The sequence below is a fragment of the Microbacterium meiriae genome, assembly GCF_040685015.1.
GTDB lineage: Bacteria > Actinomycetota > Actinomycetes > Actinomycetales > Microbacteriaceae > Microbacterium > Microbacterium meiriae.
In genome coordinates this window covers 981174-1001310 of sequence record NZ_JBFBHD010000002.1, presented here as the reverse complement: position 1 = coordinate 1001310, position 20137 = coordinate 981174, and the positions used below count along the sequence as shown (strand labels likewise).

Here is a 20137-nt window from a genome sequence, read left to right as displayed (position 1 = left end):
CCATGTTGATCGCCTTCTCCGTCGCCCCCAGCGGCACGCCCGCCGATGGCGCCGACCGCAGCGATGCCTCCGTGCACGATGCGGTGGCCGCCGCGGTGCGCGTCGTCCGTGCTTCCGGGCTCCCGCACCGCACGACGAGCATGTTCACCGAGATCGAGGGGCCCGACTGGGACACCGTGATGGACGTGGTCAAGCGGGCGACCGAGGCGGTCATGCCGTACGGATCGCGGGTGTCCCTCGTCCTCAAGGCGGACATCCGTCCCGGCTACACCGGGGAGCTCGACGCCAAGGTCGAGCGCCTGGAGGCGGCGATCGAGGAGTCCGACGACCGGTAAGCTGAACCGGTGAATCCCTCGACACCTTCGAGGGGTGCGGCGAAGTGGGCGCTCCTCTCCCTCGCCATCGGCAGCTTCGGCATCGGCATGACCGAGTTCGTCGTCATGGGCCTGTTGCCGAACATCGCCGCCGACCTCCTCCCGTCCGTCTGGGCGTCGAGCCAGGAGGAGGCGCTGAGCCAGGCCGGCTGGCTGATCTCGCTGTACGCGCTCGGCGTGGTCATCGGCGCCCCGACCATCGCCGGCTTCGTCGCCCGCTATCCGCGGCACCGGGTGATGATCGTGCTCGCCCTGGCGTTGACGGTGTTCAACGCGCTCACCGTGGTGCTGCCGACGTTCGAGCTCGTGGGGGTGTCTCGCTTCCTCGCCGGGCTCCCGCACGGTGCGTATTTCGGCATCGGTGCGCTCGTCGCCGCCGACGTGATGGGACCGGGCAACCGTGCCAAGGGCGTCGCGTTCATCCTCACCGGACTCACGGTCGCCAACGTCATCGGGGTGCCGCTGGGTACCTTCCTCGGTCAGGCATGGGGCTGGCGCGCGGCCTTCGCCGTCGTCGCGCTCGTGTTCGCGCTCGCCACCGTCTTCATCGCGCTGTTCGTACCCGCACACCCGGGGAACCCCGGACGCACGATGCGGGCCGAGCTCGGAGTGTTCCGCATCGGTCAGGTGTGGTTCACGCTCGGCGTCGGGGCGATCGGGTTCGGCGGGTTCTTCGCCGTCTACAGCTACATCGCCCCGCTCGTGACGGAGGTCGCCGGATCGCCGGACTGGGTCGTGCCGATCGTGCTCGTGCTCATGGGGCTCGGCATGACCGGCGGGAACCTCGTCGGCGGTCACCTCGCCGACATCGACCTCCGCCGCACACTGCTGCTCGGTCTCGCCGCGATGGCGGTCGTGTTCGCTCTCCTCGCGGTGCTCTCGTTCTGGATCGTGAGCCTGAGCCTCGTCGTCGTGCTCGTCGGGTTCGTCTCGTCCGTGCTGAGCCCGACGATCCAGACCCGGCTGATGGACGTGGCCGGCGACAACCAGTCCATCGCGGCGGCCATGAACCACTCCGCCCTGAACATCGGCAACAGTCTCGGCGCCTTCCTCGGCGGCATCGTGATCGCGGTCGGCTGGGGCTTCACGGCGCCGGCGTGGACCGGCGCCGTGCTCGCAGTGGCCGGTCTCCTCATCGCACTGGTGTCCTACCGCGTGGAGGCGCGGCGGGTCGCGCAGACGCCGGTCCTCGCGTCGTAGAGTGACGGGGTGACCACCCCCGACGAGGACCTCCCGCTCGCCGGCACCGTCGTGCTGCTGCGGCCCGCCGCCGACGGCTTCCAGGTGCTGCTGCTGCGCCGTCCGTCGCGAGGCTCGTTCGCAGACGCCTGGGTCTTCCCCGGCGGGAAGGTCGAGCAGGGGGACCGTCAGCCGGGCGCTGCAGAGGTCGACGACGCGCGTCGCGCCGCCGCCAGGGAGACCGCGGAGGAGGTCGGACTGACGGCGCGCGATCTGGTGCCGCTGTCGGAGTGGCGGCCGCCGGCGGAGGCGCCGGTCCGGATCCGCACTTGGTTCTACCTCGCCCTCGCGCCGGACGCCGAACCGTCGCCGTCCGCCGACGAGGTCGTCGAGCTCGCCTGGGTGTCACCCGCCGAGGCTCTCGCCCGTCACGCGTCAGGAGAGTGGCGACTCTTCCCGCCGACTTGGCTCACACTGCACCGACTCTCCGCCTTCGCCGATGTCGATGCGGCGCTGGCCTCCGGCGGGGCTGTCGAGCTGTTCCAGACACAGGTGCGCGATGAGGGCCGGGCGTTCGGCTGGGCACAGGGGACCCTCCACGCCCACACCCTGCCGTGGCGGTTCGATCCGGTGTGACGCGGCTCAGGCGTCGAGCAGACGCCGTAGGTGCGCGCCGACGGCCTCGGTCTCGATGAGGAAGCCGTCGTGGCCGAAGTCGCTCGTGAGCACCACCGCTTCGCCGTCGAGCACGTTCGCGATGCTCCGCGCGATCCGCTGCTGCCCGTCGACGGGGAAGAGGCGGTCGCTGTCGATGCCGAGGACGAGGGTCTTCGCGGTCACCGCCTTCAGGGCCTCCTCGACGCCGCCGCGGCCGCGACCGACGTCATGCGAGTTCATCGCCTCGACGAGGGTGACGTAGCTGTTCGCATCGAAGCGCCGCGTGAACTTGTTGCCATGGAAGTCGAGGTACGACTCCACCGCGAAGCGCCCGCCGTGGCCGAGCGGCGACACGTCGGACTGCCAGGAGCGCTGGAACCGCTGGTTGAGCTCGATCGGGCTGCGGTAGTTCAGCAGAGCCATGCGGCGGGCGAGGGCGAGGCCGCGATGCGGACCGTCGCCGTCCTCGAGGTCGTAGTACTCGCCGCCCTGGTAGCGCGGGTCCATGCGGATGGTCTCCAGCTGCACGGTGTTGAGCGCGATCTGGTCGGCGGTGGTGACCGGGGGAGAGGAGAGCACCGCGAGCCGCTGCACCCGGTCGGGCTGCGACACGGCCCACTCGAGCGCATGCATGCCGCCCATCGAGCCGCCGATCACCGCCGCCCAGCTGTCGATGCCGAGCGCGTCGGCCAGGCGCACCTGCGCGGCGACCTGGTCGCGGATGGTGAGGTAGGGGAAGCGCGACGCCCACTCGTAGCCGTCCGGGGCGATGCTTGCCGGCCCCGTCGATCCCTGGCAGCCGCCGAGCATGTTCGGCGCGATCACGAACCACTCGTCGGTGTCGAGCGGCGCACCGGGGCCGACGACGTCCTCCCACCAGCCGGCGGTCGGGTGGCCGGCGCCGGCCTCGCCGCGCACATGGCTGTCGCCGGTGAGGGCGTGCAGGACGAGCACCGCGTTGTCGCGGGCGGCGTTCAACTCGCCCCAGCTCTCGTAGGCGAGGCGGATGCCGGGAAGCTGTGCTCCGCTCTCCGCGGTGAAGGCGCCGAACGCGGCGAAGCGGCGGCCGCCGACGGGATCGCCGTCCCGCCAGGCGCCGGTGGCCGGCGGGCGGGCACGGAGCAGCCGGACGTCGGCCTCCGTCACCGGTGCCGACGGCACCGTGTCCTCGGAGGTCGTCTGCCAGTCCATGTCTCCATTCTCGCCTGGCCGGTGGGTCTCGGCCCGCAGGTTACGACACGGGCACGACGAAGGCCCCGAGCCGTGCGGTCCGGGGCCTTCGTGGAGGGCGTGCGGGTCAGGCGCGCGCGGCCTCCGAGACGGCACGCGCGGCGGCGAGCGCCTGGTCCAGATCCGCCTTGAGGTCCTCGATGTTCTCGAGGCCCACGGACAGGCGCACGAGGCCGGGGGTCACACCCGCGGTGAGCTGCTGCTCAGGCGTGAGCTGGGCGTGCGTCGTGGAGGCCGGGTGGATGACGAGCGAGCGCACGTCGCCGATGTTGGCGAGGTGGCTGAACAGGGAGAGGCTGTTGACGAACTCCCGTCCGGCCTCGACACCGCCCTTGAGCTCGAACGACAGCACGGCGCCGACACCCTTCGGTGCGTACTCGTTCGCCGTGGCGTACCAGGGCGAGGAGGGAAGGCCGGAGTAGTTGACCCCGGCCACGTCGTCGCGGCTGTCCAGCCACTCGGCGATCTCCTGGGCGTTCTGCACGTGGCGCTCGATGCGCAGCGACAGCGTCTCGACACCCTGGATGAGGTTCCACGCGCTCTGCGGGGCGATGGCCGAGCCGAGGTCGCGGAGCAGCTGCACGCGGGCCTTGATGATGTAGGCGAGCGGGTCGCCGACCGCGGCCGTGTAGCTGGCGCCGTGGTACGACGGGTCCGGCTCGGTGAGCCCGGGGAACTTCTCGACGTTCTCCGACCACGCGAACGAACCGCCGTCGATCACGACGCCGCCGATCGTGGTGCCGTGGCCGCCGAGGAACTTCGTGATCGAGTGGACGACGATGTCGGCGCCGTGCTCGAACGGACGGATCAGGTACGGCGTCGCGATGGTGTTGTCGACGATCAGCGGGACGCCGTTCTCGTGGGCGATGTCGGCGACCGTGCGGATGTCGAGCACGTTGATCTGCGGGTTGCCGATCGTCTCCGCGAAGAAGAGCTTCGTGTTCGGACGGACGGCGCGGCGCCACTCCTCCGGGTCGTCCTGATTCTCGACGAAGGTGACCTCGATGCCGAGCTTGGCCAGGGTGTACTTGAACAGGTTGTAGGTGCCGCCGTAGATCGAGCTCGACGCGACGAAGTGGTCGCCGGCCTGCGCGATGTTGAGGATCGCGAAGGTCGAGGCGGCCTGGCCGCTGGAGAGGACGAGGGCGCCGGTGCCCCCTTCGAGTGCGGCGAGGCGCTGCTCCAGGACGTCCTGGGTCGGGTTCTGGATGCGGGTGTAGATGTTGCCGAACTCGGCGAGCGCGAAGAGGTTCGCGGCGTGGTCGGCGCTGTCGAACACGTAGGACGTGGTCTGGTAGATCGGCGTCGCCCTGGCCTTGGTGACGGGGTCGGGGGCGGCGCCCGAGTGGATCTGCTTGGTCTCGAAACGCCAGGTCTCGGGTGCGGACATGTGTTCCCCCTGGAACGGTCGGAAGGTCGGATGGGCTGGTGCCCTTGCAGCGAGAGTACGGAATATCGCGCCGTGTCAACAGCGACCGGGAAATGTGACGTAACACGGCGTGCGGTCCGGAACGGGCGGAACCCGCGCGGACATCGTACGGTGGAGGACATGGCCAACAGACGTGCAGTGGTGACAGGTGCGAGTTCCGGGATCGGTCAGGCGACGGTGCGGGTGCTGCGGGCGCGGGGGTGGGACGTCGTCGGCGTCGCCCGCCGTGCGGACCGCCTCGCCGCTCTCTCCGCCGAGACGGGGGCGTCGACCATCGCCTGCGACCTGACCGACGACGCCGCGGTGACGGCGCTCGTCGGAGAGCTGGAGCGCACGGGCCCGGTCCACGCCCTCGTCCAGGTCGCCGGCGGCGCGCGGGGGACCGACCGCGTCGAGGACGCCGCGCTCGCCGACTGGCAGTGGATGTACGACGCGAACGTGCTCGCCACGCAGCGCCTCGTGGCGGGGCTGCTGCCGCTGCTGCGCCGCACCGCGGACGCGGACGGTCACGCCGACCTCCTCTTCGTGACCTCGACGGCTGCGCAGACCGCCTACCCGGGTGGTGCGGGGTACAACGCGGCGAAGGCTGCCGAGGCGATGCTCGTCCGGGCGCTGCGCCAGGAGCTGAACGGCGAGCCCCTCCGCGTGGCCGAGGTCGCTCCGGGCATGGTGCACACCGAGGAGTTCACGCTGAACCGGCTCGGGGGCGACGCCGTCGCGGCGGAGGCCGTGTACTCGGGCGTCGAGGCGCCCCTCCTCGCCGAGGATGTGGCGGACGTCATCGCCTATGCCCTGGAGGCCCCCGCTCACGTGAACCTCGACCTCATCACGATGCGGCCGGTCGCCCAGTCGGCGCAGCACCTGCTCGCGCGGGGACCGCTGCGGGTCCGGCCCGTCGAGTGACCGGAGGACGCACCCTCGCCGAGCTCGCGGAAGAGGGACTGATCGACGCGGGGTGGGCGGAGGCGCTGGCCCCGGTGCAGGACACCATCACGGCGCTCGGGGAGCGGCTGCGCGCCGAGCAGGCCGCGGGTCACGGGTACCTTCCCGCGGGACCGAACGTGCTGCGGGCCTTCCAGCGACCGCTCGCCGATGTCCGGGTGCTCATCACGGGTCAGGACCCCTACCCGACCCCCGGCCACCCGATCGGGCTGTCGTTCGCCGTCGACCGCGACGTGCGCCCCTTGCCGCGGAGCCTGGTGAACATCTACAAGGAGCGCGAAGCGGACCTCGGGCTGTCCCCCGCGCCGCACGGCGACCTCACGGCGTGGAGCGATCAGGGCGTGCTGCTGCTGAACCGCGTCCTGACGGTCCGCCCCGGAGCCGCGGCCTCCCACCGCGGCTGGGGGTGGGAGCAGGTGACGGAGCTCGCGATCCGCACCCTCGTCGCGCGCGACCAGCCGCTCGTCGCGATCCTCTGGGGGCGTGACGCGGCGAACCTTCAGCCTCTCCTCGGTGACACCCCGGTGATCGCCTCGGCGCATCCGTCCCCGCTCTCCGCCAGCCGCGGCTTCTTCGGCTCCCGCCCCTTCTCCCGCGCGAACGCGCTCCTGGAAGAGCTCGGCGGCGCTCCGGTGGACTGGAGGGTGGAGGGTGAGGGGCCCGGCCCCCTAAGCTGAGCCCATGCAGTTCGAGCCCGGGGACCGTCGTCGCGTTCTCCCGCGTCATCTGCGACCGGCCGCCGCGCCGGACACGTTCTCGTACGCGATCCGCCCCGCCAGGGCCGTAGATCTCCCGCACGTGCGCGAGATCTACAACCACTTCGTCAGCAACTCGGCCGTCACTCTGGACGAGCGCCGCAGCAGCATCCCGTACTGGAGAGACAAGTTCGCGCTCCTGGAGCGGCTCGGGCTGCCTTTCCTCGTGGCGGTGTCGCCCTCCGGCGCGATCCTCGGCTATGCCCTCGCGCAGCCGTGGGCCGGGAAGAACGCCTACCGGTACACGGTGGAGGACTCCATTTACCTCGGGCCGGGCGCGGCGGGGAAGGGACTCGGCTCCGCTCTCCTGCAGGCCCTGATCGACGCTTGCGAACAGCGCGGGCTGCGCGAGATGGTCGCCGTCGTCAGCGATCAAGGGGCGGACGCCTCGATCCGGCTGCACGAGAAGCTCGGCTTCGAGGAGGCCGGGCGCATGGGGCGGGTCGGCCGGAAGTTCGGTCGTGACCTGGGCACCGTCTACCTGCGCCGAGCCCTGCGCCCGTCCCGCCCCCGCCGTCGCCTCTCGCTCTTCCCGCGCTGACCCACCCCTTTGTGTGCGCCCCGGCCCCTTGCGGACGCGCGCAACGGGGTGGGAGGCACGCAAGGGGGTGGGTCGACGATCAGGCGTCGGGGATGACGGGGATCGCGGAGAGCAGCGTGCGGGTGTAGTCCGCCGACGGGTGGAGAAGGACGTCACGGGTCGGACCGCGCTCGACGATGCGGCCGTCCTTCATGACGACGACCGTGTCGCAGAGGTTCTGCACCACACCGATGTCATGGGACACGAGCAGCAGCGTGAACTCGTCCGCGACCCGCAGCTCCGCGAGGAGCTCGAGGATCTGCGCGCGCACCGTGACGTCCAGCGCCGACAGCGGTTCGTCGCCGACGAGGATCCGCGGACGATGGACGAGCGCGCGGGCGAGGGCGATCCGCTGCCGCTGCCCGCCGGAGAACTCGTGCGGGTAGCGGTCGCCCATCTCGGGGTCGAGGCCGACCTGGGCGATGACCTCTCGCACCCTGGCGCGATGATCTCCGTCGATGCCGAGTGCCCACAGCGGCTCCCGCACGATCTGCCCCGCCGTCATCCGGGGGTCGAGGGACGCGTAGGGGTCCTGGAAGACGAGTCCGGTCTGCCGGCGCAACCAGTGCAGCGATCGTGCGGAGGCAGTGGCATCGACGGTCCGGCCGTCTATCGACACGCTCCCCGCGGTCGGACGGTCGAGCCCGAGCAGGAGCCGCACGAGGGTCGACTTCCCGGATCCGGACTCGCCGATGATCCCGACGGAGGCGCCCTCGGGGACGTCGAGGTCGGTCGGCTCCAGCGCCGTCTGCCGCCGTGCGTGCTCGAACGCCGTCCGCTTCGGCAGGACGAAGTCCCGCCGCAGCCCTCGTGCTTCGATCAGGCTCATGCCGTGCCTCCGTCGGGACGCCACAGCGTCGCGGTCGCGTCCCGCAGCAGGCCTTGCGTGACCGGCGAGGAGGGCGCGGTCAGCAGCCGCGACACCGGGGCGCTCTCGACGACGCGACCGTGCTCCAGCACCACGCCCGCGGTCGCCACCTGGGACAGCACCGCGAGGTCGTGCGTGATGAACAGCAGCGACATGCCCTCGTCGGCCACGAGCCGGAGCAGCAGCGACAGGATCTCCGCCTGGATCGTCACGTCCAGGGCGGTCGTGGGTTCGTCCGCGATCAGCAGCCGCGGACGGCAGGCGAGGGCCATCGCGATCGCCACGCGCTGCCGCTGACCTCCGGAGAGCTGGTGCGGGTACCGGTCGACGATGGTCTCCGGGTCGGGAAGCCGCACGCGGGCGGCTTCGGCGATCGCCCGGTCGCGCGCCTCGCGCCGCCCGAGGCCCTCGTGGATGCGGATGGATTCCGCGATCTGGCGGCCGACGGTGCGGATCGGGTTGAGCGCGGTCCGCGGCTCCTGGAAGACGATGCCGATGTCGTCGCCGCGCAGCCGGGCGAGATCGCGGTCCGGCATCCCGATCAGCTCGGTGTCGTCCCAGCGGATGCTCCCGTGCGCTGTCGCCCCGTCCGGCAGGAGCCCGAGGACGGCGAGCGCGGTGAGGGACTTGCCGGAGCCCGACTCGCCGATCACGCCGAGGCGCGCGCCGTCGGGCACCTGGAACGACACGCCGTCGACGACGCGCCGTCCGTCGATCTCGATGACGAGATCCTCGACCGTCAGACTCATGCGACCACCGCCGGTGTGTGCGTCTCGGCGGCGCGGTGCCGCAGTGTGGGATCCGTGGCCTCGCGGAGCCCGTCGCCGAGCAGGTTGAGGGCGAGCACGGTGAGGGTGATGGTGAGTCCGGGCCAGATCACCGTGAGGGGGTGCACACCGATGTAACGCTGCAGATCGGCGAGCAGCAGCCCCCAGCTGGGTTCCACGACCGAAGCGCCGAACCCGAGGTAGGACAGGCCGGCCTCCGCGAGGACGGCCACGGCCATCGACCACGACAGCTGCACGATGAACACCGGCGCCACGTTCGGGAGGAGGTGACGGACGAGGTTCTGCGCGGGGGTGAGGCCGGACGCGCGCGCCGCGAGCACGAAGTCGCTCTGCTGTACGCGGCGCAGCTCCGGACGCGTGACCCGCGCGATGTTCACGCCGAACCCGATCCCCACCGCCCAGATCACGACCCAGAGCGAACCGCCCCACACCGACGAGATCATCATCGCGATCAGCAGCACGGGGAAGGCGATGAGGATGTCGACGAGCACGGCCACCGTCTCCCGGACGATGCGGGTGGTCAGGGCGCCGAGGGCGGCGAGGGCGATGCCCACGAGCGTCGCGACGAGTCCGGCGCCCACGCTGACGAACACAGTGGTCCGCGCCCCGGCCATGAGCAGGCTCAGGATGTCGCGACCGGTGTCGTCCGTGCCGAGCAGGTGCGGCCAGCTCGGCGGCAGCCAGCGGTCGCCGATGTTCGAGGCCCGCGGGTCGAATGGCGTCCAGAAAAGCGACACGACGGCCGCCAGCGCGACGACGGCGATGACGATCAGCCCGAAGCGACCGGTCGAGGTCCGCCACAGCCGGGGGAACCAGCGCGCGCTCATGCGGCCTCCCGCTGTCGAGGATCGATCGCCCGGTGCAGCAGATCCACGAGGACGCCGACCACCAGCACGAAGCCGGTCAGCACGAGCAGCTCGCTCTGCACCTTGACGAGATCCCGGGTGCCGACGTCGGTCACGAGCATGCGGCCGATGCCCGGAAGCGTGAACAACTGTTCGATCACGACCGAGCCGACGATGATCCCGGCGACCTGGAGGCCGAGGACCGTGATGATGGAGAGCCCGACCGCGGGGATGCCGTGCTGGATGAGGGCGCGGGTCTTGGTCAGTCCCTTGGCGGCCGCGGTGCGGACGAAGTCCTGCCCGGCCGCCTGCAGGGTCGCGCTGCGCACGAAGCGCATGAGCATGGCCCCCTCGACGATGCCGATGGTGAGGGCGGGCAGCAGCAGCGCCTCGATCGCCCTGCCCGGCGTGGACCATCCGGTGCGGGGGAAGCCCTGGGGCGGCAGCCAGCCGAGCCACACGGAGAACACCACGATCAGCATCATGCCCGCCCAGACGACGGGCACCGCCGCGAGCGCCTGCGCGCCGACGCTAAGCGCGGTACCGTCGCGATGGCCGCGCCGCAGGGCGGCGAGGATCCCGAAGGGGACGGCGATCAGCACGGCGATCGCCAGCGACATGATCCCGAGCGGGACGGTCACCTGCGCCTTCAGCAGGAGCTCCTCGCCGACGGATGCGCCGGACAGCAACGACGTGCCGAGGTCGCCCCGGAGGATGCCGGCGATCCAGTCGGTGTACTGCACGAGCAGGGGCTGGTTCAGGCCCAGTGACTCCCGCAGGGCCTCGACCTCGGCGGGCGAGGCCTGCGTGCCGGCGATCAGCTGCGCGACGTCGCCGGGGAAGACCCGCAGCGTGAGGAAGATGAGCGCGCTCGACACGAGGAGCCCCGCGATCAGCAGGGCCCCTCGGACGAGCGCGTAACGCAGCACGGGGAGTCGGCCGTCGTCAGCTCGCCGCGGAGACGGTCACACCCGCGAGGTCGATGCGCGAGTTGATCGAGTCCTCAGGGAAGCCGCTGACGAGCGGGCTCACGGCGGTGATCGTCTGGCCGTTGTAGAGCCAGTCGGCCGCGTGGTCCTCGGAGACGATGCGGGCCGCCTCGGCGAGGAGCTTCGCGGAGGCGTCCGCGTCGACCTCCGCCATCGCCTGCGCGTAGAGGTCCTGCACCTCGGCGTTGTCGTAGCCGAAGTAGTAGTCCGGATTGGCGAAGTTGCCGAAGTCCCGCGGCTCGACGTGCAGGACGAAGCTGAGGTCGTAGTCCTTGTTGGTGTAGACGTCCTCGAGCCAGGTCGGGAACTCCACGGAGTCGACCTCGAGGTTCACACCGACCTTGTCGAAGTCCGAGATGAGGACCTTCGGCACGGTGGTGCCGTAGAACGACGGGATTGTCAGGGTGAGGTCGAGATCCTCCTGGCCGGCCTCGGCGAGCAGCTCCTTCGCCCGGTCGGGGTCGTAGGAGATGACGTCGGAGAGGTCCTCGTAGCCGGGGTCGAGCTCGGGGATCGGACCGTACAGCGTGGTGCCGGCGCCGACGGCCTCGATGAGCGCGTCGTGGTCGATCGCCAGGCGCAGGGCCTCTCGCACCCGGACATCGTCCAGCGGGGCCTTCTTGTTGTTGAAGGCGAGCGTGGCCTTGTCGGTCGTGCGGCCCGTCGTGAGTGTGAAGTCGCCCGAGTCCTCGAGCTGGGGAGCAAGGTTGGGGTCCACAGCGGTGAGCACGTCGACGTCGCCGGCGAGAGCGGCGTTCACTCCGGCCGTGAAATCGGGGATGTACTGGAACTCGACCTCGGCGACGCCGGCCGGCTCGCCCCAGTACTCGTCGTTGCGGGCGAAGGTGATCGTGCTGCCCTTGTTCCAGCGCGTGAGCGTGAAGGGCCCTGTGCCGTTCTCCGCGGTCTTGAGGTCGGTGGTGTCGCCCTTCTTGAAGACGAGGCCGGCCGGGCCGGTGAGCGAGAAGAGGAAGTTCTGGTTCGGCTCCGACAGCGCGATCTGGACGGTCGTGGCGTCCGGGGCCGAGATCGAGGCGACGGACGCGAACTCCGCGTTGCCCTGCACCGTCGTGTCGGTGCGGACGGTCTCGTACGACGCCACGACGTCGGCGGAGGTGAGGGGCGAGCCGTCGTGGAAGGTGATGCCGTCGTTGAGGGTGAACGTGTAGGTGAGGCCGTCGTCGGACACCTCGTAGTCCGAGGCGAGCCGCTCGACGATCTCGTTCTCCTGCGTGCGGCTGACCAGTCCTTCGTAGATGTTGTCGATGAGGACCTGCTCGAGAGCGGCGCCGCTGGTGTGCCGGATGTCGAGGTTCGTGGGTTCGAGCACGAGACCGACGTGCAGGGTGGCGTCGGGGTCGGGCTCGCCGCCCGCGGACGGGGCAGGCTCGGCGGAGCCGGAGCAGGCGCTGAGGATCACGGCGGTGGCCGCGAGCGCGGAGATCAGCGCGAGGCGTCGATGACGTCGGAACATGGGAGTTTCCTCTCGGTGCGGCAGGTGCTGTGTGCCGGTGGGACGAGCCTAGGGTCGGGCAGAGGTATGCGGGGCGGGTGCGGAACGGAACGTCATATTCCGGCCGTGACCGCGGAGGCGACGAGTGCCGCGAGGTCACGAGGTGCCGTCTCCTGCACGTTGTGCGTGGCGTCCAGCACCACGACGCGGGCGTCGGGGAGCCGCTGCTGGAACTGCTCCGCATCGGCAGCGCTGACGAAGCCGCGCTCGGCGCGGACGAGCGTGACGGGCGCTGCCACGGCCGCCAGATCATCCCAGCCGGTCTCGTGCAGCACCGAGGGGGCCGCCGCGGTGCCGGGGTCGTGAGCGGCCAGCGCGGTCGCCGCGAGGTGCGCGAAATGGTGCTTCCACTCCACGCGCCCGTCTGCACGCACGCGCGTGTTGAGGAAGACGCCGCGCTCCGTCTCGGGGCGGGTGCCGCCGAATCCGAGGGCCATCGCCTTGTCGACGAGCTCCGCACGGCTGGCGAAGTCCGTCGGGCCGGCGTAGAACTCGCGCAGGGCGGCGGGGCCGGCGGAGACATCGATGCCGGGGGTGATGTCCACGACGACCAGCGCCGCAACCAGGTCGGGTCGGGCCGCGACGACAGCGGCGCCGGTGAGCCCGCCGAGAGACTGTCCGACGAGCACCTGCGGCCGGGACGTCCATGCGTCCAGCGCGGCGACCACGTCCGCGGCGAGGGTGCGGGGGGAGTAGTCCGCATCGTCACGCCAGGCGGAGTCGCCGTGGCCGGCGAGGTCGATCGCGAGGAGCGGCTGTCCGAGCGCCAGCGCCGTCGTGTCCCACGTGTGGGCGTTCAGCCCCGCGCCGTGCAGGAGCGTGATGCGCGGGGTCTCGGTGCCGAAGCGCAGCGCGCTGACGGACCGGCCGTCGGGAAGGGGGAGGGTCAGTCGCTCCACCGTCGGGAGCGGGACGCCGAGAGCATCGGCCTGTGCGGGAAGATAGGAGAACTCGCTGCTGTCGATCGCCACGCGGCTATTCTGCGCCCGAAATCGCCGCCACGGGAAATGCGAGAGCACATCGACAATTCAGTACCGGTATCCGGTGTGCGTTCAGCTCGGATTTTGCGCAGCATGCTTGTCGATCTGCATTTCGACCTCCCCTCGGGGTGCCGCTCTCCCGCGCACTCGCCGGAATATCATGGGGGTATGACCGAACAGCGCGTGCACCTGTCCAAGACGGAGCCTGCGGCCTATCAGGCCCTCGACGCCTTCTCGAAGACGGTCGGCACGATCTGTGCCGAGAACGGGATCGACGATCGGCTGAAGGAGATCGTCATGATCCACTGCTCGCAGCTGAACGGGTGCAGCTACTGCACGCGGATCCACGTGGACCGCGCGGTCGCTGCCGGATTGGACGCCGACACGATCAGTCAGATCGCCGTGTGGCGTGAGAGCGGTGTGTTCAGCGATCGCGAGCGTGCCGCCCTCGAGCTGGCCGAGGCCTTCACCTTCATCGCGGAGGACGGCATCTCGGACGAGGTCTACGACCTGGTGGGGAGCGTCTTCACCGAGAAGGAGTACGCCGCGCTGAGCTGGGCGTGCGTGTCGATCAACGCCTTCAACCGCATCGTCATCGCCGGGCGCTACCCGGTGCCCCCGCGCGGCTCTCAGGCGGGCGCGTGACGGTCCTCGACGTCGAGGGCGTGACCAACGTCCGGGACGTCGGCGGGATCCCCGTGGCGGGTGGACGCATCCGCCACGGCGTTCTGCTGCGGTCCGGTCAGCTCTCCACGGCGACGACGAAGGGCGCCGCGCGCCTGCGGTCGGCGGTGCGCCACATCGTCGACCTCCGCGACGGCGAGGAGGTCGCCGCGGAACCGAGCGAGATCGAGGGCCCGGAGACGACCCACCTTCCGCTGTTCCTCGGGTCGGTGCGCTCCTTCTTCGAGTCCGACACGAGTCTCGACGACCTGTACCTGCATCTTCTGGAGGAGAGCGGCGAGCGGCTGGTCGCCGCCGTCCGGGTGATCGCCGCGGGGGAGCCGACGCTGGTCCACTGCACCGTGGGCAAGGACCGCACGGGGGTGACGGTCGCGCTGGCGCTCTCGGCGGTCGGCGCCGACAGGGAAGCCGTCATCGCCGATTACGCTCTCACCGAGTCGCAGCTGCCGGCCGAACGGTCACGGCGCATCGCCGCGTACCTGCGGTCGCAGCATCCCGAGGCGGTGCACGCCGTGGATCTCGCCACCCGCTCACCGGCCGAGGTGATGCGTCGGCTGCTCGCGGAAGTGGACGAACGGTGGGGGTCGGCCGCCGGCTATCTGCACGCGAACGGCATGACGGATGACGAGCTCGCCGCTCTGCGCGATGCGCTCGTCGAGCCCGTGTCGGAGGATGCCGCCGCCGAAGGTTAGGCAAGCCTTCGCTTGGTGTACGATGGGATCACCATGGACACCACGCTCGACACCCGGGGCACGCGTGCGGCACGCCGCGCGGCGCGCCGTCGCGCACACCACCTGGTCACCGCCGACGAGCATTCGCTGCTCGACCTCGAGGCGTTCCTCGCGACTCTCCCGCTCTGTGCGTCCGGTCGCATCTTCATCGAGGTTCCCGATGCCTCCGACATCGGCGTGATCCATGCGCCGGGCCGCATGACGGTCACCTGGCTCGCGCGTTCGGCGCGCTCCGGAGCCCCGGGCAGCGGGCGCGGCTGCACCCCGGGTCAGGCGCTGGCCCGAGCCACGTGCGCATGGGCTGACGAGATGCTGCTAGATGACGAGGTCGAGACGCACGTCACACTGCTCGGCGGCTACCTCGGCACGGCCGACATCGTCGAGCACCTCACCGACCGCCTCGGCGTCGCCGCGCACCGCATCCGCGTGCCGGAGCGCTTCGGTCTGCTTCCCGTCGAGAGCTGAGTCAGCGGGTGCGGCGCACGTAGTTGCCGTCTTCCAGTCCTGCTTCGATCTCGAAGCGGTTGCGCAGCGGGTCCCGTCCCGCGAACAGGTAGAGCACCGGCATCAGGAAGCCGTAGCGCAACCACTGCTGCTTGTGGACGGCCTCGTGGCGCAGCACCGCGTCCGTCGGCCGCGCGTCGCCGGTGAGGAAGCACCCGCCGACGCAGACGCCGCCGCGGTGGAAGGTCCACCGGGGCATGCCGCGGAAGACCCAGAGTCCGCCGCGCCGTTCGATCGGACCGGTGCTCCACAGCGTGCCCCAGATCCAGCCGACGGCCGTTCCCCAGAGGTAGCCCAGTCGGCTGATCGGCGAGCGCAGCAGGAACGAGGGGATGCGGCGATCCGCCCGGCGCCCGCGGGCGAGGCGTTCCGCCGCGATCGTCTCCCAGCCCGCCCTGGCACTCATGCGACGGCTCCGACGAGGCGCAGAATCGCGCCGAGATCGTCGACCGCGTCGGCGGGCGTGCGGGGTGCGAAGCCCGCGATGGTCGCCCCCGCCAAGGGGACGCGGGCCCGCAGTTCTCTGATCGCCGTGCTCAGAGACGTCGGAGTGACGCCGAAGGGGACGGCAGCGGATACCCCGCTGAAGGTCGCGGGGTCGAGGACGTCGACGTCGATGTGCACCCAGACGCGTTGGGCGCCCGTGTCCTGCACGGCGTCGGCGAGCGCGCCCGGATCGTCCAGATCGGTCACCGCGAGGTTCCGGAGGCGGCCCCAGTCGTCGGTCTCGGCATCGTCCACGTTCCGGACGCCCACGGTGACGACACGGTCTCGGGAAATGCCGGGGGAGAGGGCGAGCTGCGGTTCTCCCTCACCGACAACGGCGCGCAGCGCCATGCCGGAGAACGCGCCGGAGGGCGATGTGTCCGGAGTGTGCAGGTCGGCGTGCGCATCGCACCAGACCACCGCGAGGTCGTCGGTGCCTCCGGGGAGCGTGTCGAGTGCGGCGACGGTGATGCTGCAGTCGCCGCCGATCAGCACGGTCCCGGCTTCGAGATGCCCGGCCACGAGCTCCCGGGTCCGCGCGAGCGCGCTGAGTCGTCGGACGCCCGTGCCCAGCGATTCCCCCGCCTCGACGGGGACGTCGAGGACGGTCGTCGCCGCACGCGGCAGATCGCCCGCGATGGCCGACGCGCCGTCGACGAGGAGCATCGCGCGGGCGGCGGGTGAACCCTGCCACTGCGGCACGACGAGGAAACGCACCATGGAGACCTCCCGGAGACGGAACGGCGGATGCCCGGGCGTGCGCCCGGGCATCCGCGACGGGGTCAGTTGCCTTCGAGCGCCTGCCGCGGCGCGCTGCCGCCGGCCTTCAGCTCGGCGAGGCGCGCCTCGACCTCGGTGAGCTCCCCGAGGTCCTCGAGGCTCTCGAACTGGGCGTCGAGGCTCGAGGCGGCCAGTTCCGCCTTGCCCTGGGCGAGAGCCTCCTGGCGGCGGACCTTGTCCTCGAACCGTCCCAGCTCGCTGGTGGGGTCGAGCACGTTGATCGAGCTGACCGCGTCCTGCACCTTGGTCTGCGCCTCGGCGACCTTGGCGCGGGCGAGGAGCTCGCTGCGCTTGTTCTTGAGCTCGTTGAGCTTGTCCTTCATGCCGTTCAGGCCGCTCTTGAGCTTGTCGACGATCTCGGTCTGAGCCGCGATCTGCGGCTCGGCGCTCGTCGCCTCCCGCTCGGCGCTGATCTGGCGCTGCAGGGCGATCTTCGCGAGGTTGTCGAACTTGTCGGCGTCAGCGCTGTTGCCCGAGCCGCGCATCTCGTCGGCCTTGCGGCTGGCGGCGAGGGCCTTGTTGCCCCACTCGGTGGCCGCCTGCACGTCTTCCTCGTGGTCGCGCTCCAGCAGCCGCAGGTTGCCGATGGTCTCCGCGATGGCGGACTCGGCGTCGGCGATGCTGTTGGTGTAGTCGCGGACGAGCTGGTCGAGCATCTTCTGCGGGTCTTCCGCAGAGTCCAGGAGGGCGTTGATGTTCGCGCGGACGAGGGTGGAGATCCGTCCGAAGATGGACTGCTTGGTCATGCGTGGTTCCTTTCAGAGGGGCGTCTTCGAGAGCTTGGCGTATGTGTCTGTGCGAGGGATCAGAAGCGTCGACCTCCGGACCGTCCTCGTCCGCCACCGCGGGATCCGCCGCCGCCGAACCCGGAGCTGCGGAAGCCGCCCGAGGAGCGCCAGCCGCTGCTGCGCCGCGAGGAGCCGCCGCCCCCGCCGCCGGCGAGCAGTCCGCCGATGATCCCGCCGAGGATGTCCCCGCCGATGCCGGAGCCGGTGGAGCGGGACCCGGAGCCGCCGAAGACTCCGCCCCAGCCGTCGTCCGCGTAGGCGCCGGGGGAGTACGCGCGCAGGTCGGCCTCCGCCGCGGATGTGGCCTCGCGCGCGAGACCGAGGGCGCGCTGCGCCTCGGCGAGGGCGCGCTCCATCTCGGTCGTGCGCAGGGTGAGCGCCTGGGTGAGGGCGGCGTCCGCCGCAGCGAGCCGGGTGCGGGCGGTGGAACCCACCGTCCCCCGACGCGTTTCGATGAAGTCGCGCGCAGCGCGGATCTCCGACCCGGCCTGGGCGAGCGTCTGCTCGAGGAGCTGCTGTGCGCGACGCGCGCGGTCCACGGCTTCCCGCCCCTGGGCGATCGCGCCGTCGATCTGGGCGTTCGCAGCGGTGAGCGCGTCCAGGGCCCGCTGCGGGTTCCGCGGCGTGCCGAGGAGATCCTGGTGCGCCGCCCGCAACTGCGCGGTGACAGCGCCGGACGCGGCGGCCAGAGCGCCGGTCGGATCGGGGAGCTGCGATGCTGCGGTGACATCGGCCTCCAGCTCCGCCACGAGGGCCTGCGCCTGCGCTTCGATGGCGGACAGCTCGGCGCCGAGGGCGGTGATCGCCTGGACGAGCTGCTCGGCCTGTGCGACCGCCTGTTCGGCGGTGCGGATCGCGAAGGCGGCCTCTCCGCTGCGGCCGGCGGCCAGGGCCTGAGCCGCCGCATCGATCGAGCGATCCGTCAGTGCCGCACGTTCCTGAGCCTGCGCGGGGTTGTCCGCCACGGTGGCCAGCGTGCTCTGGTCGTACGTTCCGGAGAGAGCAGCGAGCGCGGGTGCGGCGGAGGTGAGGAGCGGCATCAGCTGGTCGCGCTCCCGACGCACGCGCTCCAGCTCCTGCGGCGCGTTCTCTTGCAGCTTGCGCAGTTCGTCGAAGGCCTCGGTGTTGTCGTCGAGGATGTCGTCGATCTCGTCCGCCAGCCGGATGATGCGGATGTGCCACGCGCGCCGGTCGTGGATGGAGTCCTCGATCTCGTCGTCGAGCTTCTGCCGGAGGTCGAACGCCTCGGCGATCTTCGCCTTCGCCTCGTCGATGGCGCGGGAGAACTCCGCGGTCGCGCCCTCGCCGTATTGCGCCACGGCGAATCCCAGCTCCTCCCGGCTCGAGGTGATGGCGTCGTCGGCGCGGACGAGCGCGGCGCCGGCCTGCTGCTCCACCTGCGCATCGGTGAGCGTGGAGAACGGATCGGCGGGGTCCGGGGTCTCCGGCATGGCGCCCCGCTCGCGGATGGCTGCGTTGCGGCGCGAGCGACGGACCAGGGCCACGACGAGCCAGATCAGCAGGGCGGCCGCGACCACCCCGACGATGATCAGCGTGACGCGGAGCGCTCCGGCTCCGCCGTCCCCCTGGATCTCGTCCGCGGCCAGTGTGATGGCGCCGACCCAGTCGCCGCTGCCGGCGAGCGGGGCGATGGCGTCCTCGATGGCGGCGAGCTGCCCGTCGCTCAACGGTCCGGAGGAGTCCGCGGAGATGTAGAGGCTGCGGCCCTCGACGGCGATCGCGAGCAGGTACTGTTCGGGGCCGAGCCGGTTGTCGTTCGCGACCTGATCGGCCCAGTCGACGCTGTCGCTCGGGTCGGTGAAGTCGTCGACGAGGACGACGAAGAGGTCGGCGGAGGAGTTGTCGGTGAGCTCCTGCAGGCGCGACTCGACCTGTTCCTCCTCGGCGGGGGAGAGGATGTCGGCCTGATCGGTGACGTACCCGGAGTCGAGCGTGAGCGGATCGGTCGCGGACGCCGCCGAGGCGGACAGCGCACCCGTCGCGACCGCGAGGGCCAGAGCACCCAGCGTCAGCCACCGTTTCGTCATCGTGTTCCCTCCGACCGGCAGCCGAGCCCCATGTGTCGAGTCTATGCACTGGGTACGACACGCGACAGCACTCGCGCGCGTCTCGGCGTTCGCCCTCAGCGGAGGCACATACGCTGGAAGGCATGGACGACAGGTACGGATCGGACGTGCTGGCGGCGGGCTGGCGCGAGCGCGGCGCGAAGCCGGTGCCGCAGGTGCCCGCGGAGGTCGATCTCGTGGTCGAGGTCGCGGCGGACGGGTTCTGCGGCGCCGTGACCAAGGTGCAGGGCGGCACCGTGGAGCTCGAGGACCGGCTCGGGCGGCGGCGCCTGTTCCCCCTCGGCGGCGGCTTCCTCATCGACGGAGCTCCGGTCCGCCTCGCCGCCCCGGCGGCGTCCGCACAGGGACCCCGTCGCACGGCCTCCGGATCTTTCGCGGTGGCGGATCAGCGGGCGCGGACGGCGCTGCCCAGCCGCATCCTCGTCGAGGGGCGGCACGACGCCGAGCTCGTCGAGAAGGTGTGGGGCGCCGACCTGCGCGTCGAGGGCGTCGTCGTCGAGTACCTGCAGGGCGTGGATCTGCTCGACGAGCTCCTCGCCGCTGAGCCCCCGAGTGCGCGACGGCGGTACGGAGTCCTCGTCGACCACCTCGTGCCGGGGTCGAAGGAGTCCCGCATCGCCGAGGCGGTCGCCCGCGGCCCGCACGGCCGGCACGTCCGCATCGTGGGCCACCCGTTCGTGGACGTCTGGCAGTGCGTCACCCCTCGGGCACTCGGCATCGCGGCATGGCCCGAGATCCCGCGCGGCGTCGACTGGAAGACCGGCATCTGCCGCGCGTTCGGCTGGCCGCACGAGACCCAGGCCGACACGGCGAGGGCCTGGCAGCACATCCTGTCGAAGGTCACGACCTACCGCGACCTCGAGCCCGCGCTCCTCGGGCGGGTGGAGGAGTTGATCGACTTCGTCACCGCGCCCGCGGGGTGACCGCGTCCGGCCGCGGGACCGCCGG

The 20137-nt window shown here is 71.2% G+C and carries 22 protein-coding genes; 10 read left to right on the top strand and 12 right to left on the bottom strand.

The window, feature by feature from the left end; all coding sequences use genetic code 11:
• Positions 1-2: 2 nt before the first annotated feature.
• The 3 genes from AB0N68_RS13360 to AB0N68_RS13350 are packed head-to-tail and all read left to right on the top strand — an operon-like array spanning position 3 to position 2189.
• Entirely contained in the window at positions 3-335 is a 333-nt protein-coding gene (locus tag AB0N68_RS13360; protein WP_187663750.1) for a thiamine-binding protein, read from the top strand.
• A 9-nt stretch (positions 336-344) separates the two neighbouring features.
• On the top strand, positions 345-1574 hold the full coding sequence (locus tag AB0N68_RS13355; RefSeq protein WP_187663751.1) for an MFS transporter: 1230 nt from the start codon (positions 345-347) through the stop codon (positions 1572-1574).
• A 9-nt stretch (positions 1575-1583) separates the two neighbouring features.
• Complete coding sequence (locus tag AB0N68_RS13350) at positions 1584-2189, top strand: NUDIX domain-containing protein (RefSeq protein ID WP_280565940.1); 606 nt, start codon at positions 1584-1586, stop codon at positions 2187-2189.
• A gap of 6 nt (positions 2190-2195) precedes the next feature.
• Here AB0N68_RS13350 and metX read toward each other — a convergent pair whose 3' ends face one another.
• Complete coding sequence (metX, locus tag AB0N68_RS13345) at positions 2196-3401, bottom strand: homoserine O-acetyltransferase MetX (RefSeq protein ID WP_280565938.1); 1206 nt, start codon at positions 3399-3401, stop codon at positions 2196-2198.
• 106 nt (positions 3402-3507) lie between these two features.
• Complete coding sequence (locus AB0N68_RS13340; protein ID WP_259955127.1) at positions 3508-4830, bottom strand: bifunctional o-acetylhomoserine/o-acetylserine sulfhydrylase; 1323 nt, start codon at positions 4828-4830, stop codon at positions 3508-3510.
• Positions 4831-4989: 159 nt separating this feature from the next.
• Between AB0N68_RS13340 and AB0N68_RS13335 the strand changes: the two genes are divergently transcribed.
• Genes AB0N68_RS13335 through AB0N68_RS13325 form a run of 3 tightly spaced genes read left to right on the top strand, consistent with a single transcriptional unit; the run spans position 4990 to position 7107 of the window.
• Entirely contained in the window at positions 4990-5772 is a 783-nt protein-coding gene (locus AB0N68_RS13335) for an SDR family oxidoreductase (protein ID WP_280565936.1), read from the top strand.
• Complete coding sequence (locus AB0N68_RS13330; RefSeq protein ID WP_363332909.1) at positions 5769-6488, top strand: uracil-DNA glycosylase; 720 nt, start codon at positions 5769-5771, stop codon at positions 6486-6488. Before AB0N68_RS13335 ends, AB0N68_RS13330 begins: the two co-directional genes overlap by 4 nt.
• 4 nt (positions 6489-6492) lie before the next feature.
• Positions 6493-7107, top strand: coding sequence for a GNAT family N-acetyltransferase (locus tag AB0N68_RS13325; RefSeq protein WP_280565933.1), 615 nt, complete (start codon positions 6493-6495; stop codon positions 7105-7107).
• Between the two features lie 79 nt (positions 7108-7186).
• Here the strand turns inward: AB0N68_RS13325 and AB0N68_RS13320 are convergent, their stop codons facing one another.
• From AB0N68_RS13320 to AB0N68_RS13295, 6 genes are all read right to left on the bottom strand, one after another.
• Positions 7187-7975: an ABC transporter ATP-binding protein gene (locus tag AB0N68_RS13320; protein WP_313366672.1), complete on the bottom strand. Its 789-nt coding sequence runs from the start codon at positions 7973-7975 to the stop codon at positions 7187-7189.
• A complete protein-coding gene (locus AB0N68_RS13315; RefSeq protein WP_187663759.1) occupies positions 7972-8763 on the bottom strand; it encodes an ATP-binding cassette domain-containing protein in 792 nt (263 codons plus the stop codon). Before AB0N68_RS13315 ends, AB0N68_RS13320 begins: the two co-directional genes overlap by 4 nt.
• Positions 8760-9629, bottom strand: coding sequence for an ABC transporter permease (locus AB0N68_RS13310; RefSeq protein ID WP_313366673.1), 870 nt, complete (start codon positions 9627-9629; stop codon positions 8760-8762). Before AB0N68_RS13310 ends, AB0N68_RS13315 begins: the two co-directional genes overlap by 4 nt.
• Positions 9626-10576 carry an ABC transporter permease gene (locus tag AB0N68_RS13305; protein ID WP_313366674.1) on the bottom strand — a complete coding sequence of 317 codons (951 nt, stop codon included), beginning with the start codon at positions 10574-10576 and terminating at the stop codon, positions 9626-9628. Before AB0N68_RS13305 ends, AB0N68_RS13310 begins: the two co-directional genes overlap by 4 nt.
• 16 nt (positions 10577-10592) lie before the next feature.
• Complete coding sequence (locus tag AB0N68_RS13300; RefSeq protein ID WP_363332906.1) at positions 10593-12110, bottom strand: ABC transporter substrate-binding protein; 1518 nt, start codon at positions 12108-12110, stop codon at positions 10593-10595.
• A gap of 92 nt (positions 12111-12202) precedes the next feature.
• Entirely contained in the window at positions 12203-13120 is a 918-nt protein-coding gene (locus tag AB0N68_RS13295; RefSeq protein ID WP_363332904.1) for an alpha/beta fold hydrolase, read from the bottom strand.
• A gap of 177 nt (positions 13121-13297) precedes the next feature.
• Here AB0N68_RS13295 and AB0N68_RS13290 point away from each other — a divergent pair, with 177 nt between their 5' ends.
• From AB0N68_RS13290 to AB0N68_RS13280, 3 genes are read left to right on the top strand one after another with little or no spacing between them, the layout of a single operon-like run.
• Positions 13298-13774, top strand: coding sequence for a carboxymuconolactone decarboxylase family protein (locus AB0N68_RS13290; RefSeq protein ID WP_292796748.1), 477 nt, complete (start codon positions 13298-13300; stop codon positions 13772-13774).
• Entirely contained in the window at positions 13771-14505 is a 735-nt protein-coding gene (locus AB0N68_RS13285; protein WP_313366677.1) for a tyrosine-protein phosphatase, read from the top strand. Before AB0N68_RS13290 ends, AB0N68_RS13285 begins: the two co-directional genes overlap by 4 nt.
• 33 nt (positions 14506-14538) lie before the next feature.
• A complete protein-coding gene (locus AB0N68_RS13280; RefSeq protein ID WP_313366678.1) occupies positions 14539-15009 on the top strand; it encodes an SIP domain-containing protein in 471 nt (156 codons plus the stop codon).
• A 1-nt stretch (position 15010) separates the two neighbouring features.
• Here AB0N68_RS13280 and AB0N68_RS13275 read toward each other — a convergent pair whose 3' ends face one another.
• The 4 genes from AB0N68_RS13275 to AB0N68_RS13260 form a co-directional block, all read right to left on the bottom strand.
• Positions 15011-15454, bottom strand: coding sequence for a Fe-S oxidoreductase (locus AB0N68_RS13275; RefSeq protein WP_313366679.1), 444 nt, complete (start codon positions 15452-15454; stop codon positions 15011-15013).
• Complete coding sequence (locus tag AB0N68_RS13270) at positions 15451-16254, bottom strand: arginase family protein (RefSeq protein WP_313366680.1); 804 nt, start codon at positions 16252-16254, stop codon at positions 15451-15453. The genes AB0N68_RS13275 and AB0N68_RS13270 overlap by 4 nt, the downstream gene beginning before the upstream one ends.
• 62 nt (positions 16255-16316) lie before the next feature.
• Positions 16317-17060, bottom strand: a complete 744-nt coding sequence (locus AB0N68_RS13265; protein ID WP_187663768.1) for a PspA/IM30 family protein — start codon at positions 17058-17060, stop codon at positions 16317-16319.
• Positions 17061-17119: 59 nt separating this feature from the next.
• The gene (locus AB0N68_RS13260; RefSeq protein WP_313366681.1) at positions 17120-19150 is read right to left on the bottom strand and encodes a TPM domain-containing protein; all 2031 of its coding nucleotides are present in this window, start codon (positions 19148-19150) and stop codon (positions 17120-17122) included.
• 122 nt (positions 19151-19272) lie between these two features.
• On the opposite strand from AB0N68_RS13260, the gene AB0N68_RS13255 reads away from it, so the two are divergent.
• Positions 19273-20112: a DUF3097 domain-containing protein gene (locus tag AB0N68_RS13255; protein WP_187663770.1), complete on the top strand. Its 840-nt coding sequence runs from the start codon at positions 19273-19275 to the stop codon at positions 20110-20112.
• Positions 20113-20137: the final 25 nt, after the last annotated feature.